This window comes from Lysobacter sp. A421 (assembly GCF_054052145.1).
The window spans coordinates 1-3,545 of record NZ_JBSVRL010000010.1; the positions used below are offsets into that span (position 1 = coordinate 1).

5 protein-coding genes are annotated in these 3,545 nt (G+C 56.3%); 2 read left to right on the top strand and 3 right to left on the bottom strand.

The window, feature by feature from the left end; translation table 11 throughout:
- On the top strand, positions 1-222 hold a 222-nt coding region (locus ACW7G6_RS14505; RefSeq protein WP_456998598.1), incomplete at its 5' end, for a transposase.
- A gap of 7 nt (positions 223-229) precedes the next feature.
- On the opposite strand, the gene ACW7G6_RS14510 is transcribed toward ACW7G6_RS14505, so the two are convergent.
- On the bottom strand, positions 230-784 hold the full coding sequence (locus ACW7G6_RS14510) for a hypothetical protein (protein ID WP_456998599.1): 555 nt from the start codon (positions 782-784) through the stop codon (positions 230-232).
- Between the two features lie 121 nt (positions 785-905).
- Complete coding sequence (locus ACW7G6_RS14515; RefSeq protein ID WP_456980498.1) at positions 906-1,400, bottom strand: hypothetical protein; 495 nt, start codon at positions 1,398-1,400, stop codon at positions 906-908.
- A gap of 223 nt (positions 1,401-1,623) precedes the next feature.
- Between ACW7G6_RS14515 and ACW7G6_RS14520 the strand changes: the two genes are divergently transcribed.
- A complete protein-coding gene (locus tag ACW7G6_RS14520; protein ID WP_456998600.1) occupies positions 1,624-2,547 on the top strand; it encodes an IS110 family RNA-guided transposase in 924 nt (307 codons plus the stop codon).
- A 118-nt stretch (positions 2,548-2,665) separates the two neighbouring features.
- On the opposite strand, the gene ACW7G6_RS14525 is transcribed toward ACW7G6_RS14520, so the two are convergent.
- Positions 2,666-3,325, bottom strand: a complete 660-nt coding sequence (locus tag ACW7G6_RS14525; RefSeq protein ID WP_456998601.1) for an HAD family hydrolase — start codon at positions 3,323-3,325, stop codon at positions 2,666-2,668.
- Positions 3,326-3,545: the final 220 nt, after the last annotated feature.

Genomic DNA, 3,545 nt, shown 5'->3' on the forward strand with positions numbered 1-3,545 from the left:
TTCGCCTACCCGCACCGCCCGTGGGAGCGGGGCAGTAACGAAAACTTCAACGGCTTGCTCCGGCAGTACTTCCGGAAAGGGCGAAGCGTGTCCGGGAAACGACAGGCCGACTGCGACCAGGTAGTCGCTAAACTGAACACACGGCCGAGGAGACGCTATGACTTCCAGACCCCCGCCGACCGCATGCACAAACTCTCAGGAGTGTTGCACTTGGAGTGTTAACTCACCCCTAGCCAGGGTTGTCATTGAGTCGATCTGCTCTATCTTTAGCTTCTTGAATCGTGGGAAGATTCATATCTAATCGCTCTTGGTCAGTAACTATCGACTCATCGATTCTATAAAGTACGATTGGTGCGTCTGGAGCGTCTCGACTGAACTGTGTGCCATACCATTGTGGTACGCCTTTGCTCATTAATATTCTGTCCCACGCGGCGGCAACCAGCTGAGGCGCGGCTTTGTATTGCGGGTCTAGTGTTGAACTTAGCTGTGCGAGACTCATGGCTAAACGATAGTCATCGATACTGTTGCCATGTTGAAATACAAGTGCAGCATTGAAATAGTCTCTCGAAGTATTTATCTGCCCAGCTTTGATAAGAGCAAGAACTTCCGCTCGCCTTGCACGATCCTGTTCGGCCACGACCTTCCAATCGATACTTTCTTGATTTCGCGGGCTTTGGTCTTCTTCGAAGATTTCGATGAGGCGCTTGTTGTCCTGTACGCCGGACGCATACAAAGACCCTGAGATCAACGTGAGAAGTGCGATAGCGATCATGCGACTGGTCATACGAATTTTTCCTAGGCCTAACGCCTGAGTTAAGCCGACTTGCGTAGCGTAGCCGACAACGTGGCAAGCTTTACCTGCCACGTTGTTGGTGTAGCGAAGCAAGTTCGGCTTGAACGAATTGTTACGGCCAAGTCCGTTGCTCTACGTACTGTAGCCATTTATCTTTTTTATCGACTGGTCCCTCTCTCACCAAGATCATTTCGAAGCTCTTTGAGTGGTACGGCTTGTCTAAGAAAATTAAATAGGTGCCCCCGACGGCAAAGCCGGGTCGGATACGGCAAGAAGTATCGTGAGACTCTCGGCCATTATAGTCATTCCAGAAATTTTCATCGAAATGATCGTTGAATCTATGGTTCGAGGCTTCCCATATAGCACTATCGCCTAGAATCTGAAACGCCTTTCGGTGTTCGCCTTTTAGCTGTTTAATTGTTTCGAATGTATAAAGAATATCCCAACCATTTGAAGCGGCATCTTCTCTGACGACTTTAGCCAAGGCAATATTCTCAGTTCTAGCTATCAGTTCGTCTGGTGGAGTGTGCTGAGGCGGCGGCGTCACTAGGCAAGCAAGACTGCGTTGCGAGGCAAGTAGTAGTACTAGAGCAATTTGCGACTTCATGGGCCCTAACGCCTTATGTCTTGAGTTTCCCCTAGCCTAAGAGCCGAGAGCCCGGCGTGCGCGCCCGATAACGCCTCGGTGTCAGACCACCGTAATTCAGCAGGGACCGTACGCCGGATCTCGCGCCCTGCGCCCGAACAGTTGATCGAGGTTTCCCTCGAACCGATAAGCGTGGGCCTCAGGCGCGATGCTCTCGACCGGCCAACTGTAACGGAGAACGGACATGACGGCAGTAGGGATCGATGTGGGTAAAGGCGCTTTGGATCTTGGTGTAGATGGACAGACCGGCGTCGCCCGGTTTCCCAACACCCGAGCCGGGATTGCCAAGATCATCAAGCGCCTGGTGGCGCTGGGTGCGTCCAGGATCGTGGTGGAAGCCACCGGTGGTTACGAAGAGCCGCTGTTGGACGCCTGCTGCGATGCCGGGCTGTGGATTGCGCGGGTGAATCCGCGCCAGGCCCGCGATTTTTCGCGTGCCACCGGCGAGCTGGCCAAGACCGATGCCATTGATGCGCGCTTGCTGGCGCTGATGGCCCGGATGTTCGCAGATCGCCTCCGCCGGTACGTCGCCCCGCCGCCGTGGCAGCGCGAGTTGCGCGACTGGCTGCGCCGACGGGGCCAGGTGGTCACCCTGCTACAAGCCCAGAAGCAACAGGCGGCGATGGCATCGCCATCGGTTCGTAAGCTGGCCGCTCGCACCATCGCCGCATTGGTCCGCGAGCTGGCGGCGATCGAGCGCACCATGAAGGCCCTGATCCAACAGCACCCCACGCCCGCGCTGCGCTCCAGCAAGGGGCTCGGCCCCGTGTTCCAGGCGACCGCGCTGGCGCTGCTGCCCGAGCTTGGCCATCTTGATCGCCGGCAGATCGCCAAACTCGCCGGCGTGGCACCGATGAACCGCGACAGCGGGCAGGGCCAAGGCAAGCGCCGCATCCGCGGCGGGCGCGCCCCGGTACGCGTTGCGCTCTACATGGCCACGCTGTCGGCCGTGCGCTGGGATCCGATGATGAAGGCGCACTACCAGCAACTGCGTGCACGCGGAAAGCTGGGCAAGGTCGCGCTGGTGGCCTGCATGCGCAAGCTGCTCGGCATCATCAATGCCAGGCGGCGCGATGAGCTGCGTGCGGAGGGTCTAATTATGGCTTGACCCGACAAATCACAAGACAGTTGCTGAATTAAGCCGATCTGCGTAGCGGAGCCAACAACATGGCAAGCTTTTCCTGCCGTGTTGTTGGTAGCGAAGCAGGTTCGGCTTGAACGAACTGTTAGGCGCCGCCCCACGGCTTTTGCACCAGGCTCGGAAGAGCGTCCATGCTATCAAACACATGATGCGCCCCCGCTGCCTGCAAGCGATGAGCTGGCGTCAAGCCGCAGTAGCCCAAGACTGTCATTCCCGCGGCGACCGCAGCTGCCACGCCCGTGGGCGTGTCTTCGACCACCACGCAGTTGGCGGGCGAGACGTTGAGTTCGTTGGCTGCATGCAGAAAGATATCTGGCGCAGGCTTTGGATTTGCCACCTCAGTTACGCTAAAAATTCTCCCCTCGAATCGCCGCCAAAGCCCTGTGATGCCCAGCGTAGTGCGCATTTTTTCATGATCTCCGCTTGAGGCAACGCAGGTCGGCAGAGCTAACTTGTCAAGCGCATCTTCTATGCCTGGAACCGGAAGAAGGCCTGATTCAAGAGCATTCTTGGTGCGTGCTCGATAAGCCGGCAGGAAGTCTGCAGATGGAGGCTTGCCCAACATGCTTGTGATCTTGTCCAAGCACTGGTTCATGGAATGACCGACGAACTGCTCAAACATGTCTTCGAGCGTTAATGGAAGTCCGAGCTCATTTAACATGTCAACGAACACTTGGTTGGTGATGCGTTCGCTATCGACCAAGACGCCGTCACAATCAAAGATGATGAGTTTGTAATGCGACATAGCTTCGTAAGGCACCTAACGCCTGAGTTAAGCCGACCTGCGTAGTGGAGGCAACGGCGTGGCAAGATTTTTCTGCCACGCCGGTGCTGTAACGAAGCAGTTTCGGCTTGAACGAATTGTTAGGCATCGCAGGTTAACAAAGTAAGTGCAACACCCGCGACGCCCGGAAAAGAAGAGGTGAGCTGGCAGACTGGGAGGGATTTCTCCGGCAAGAGACGAT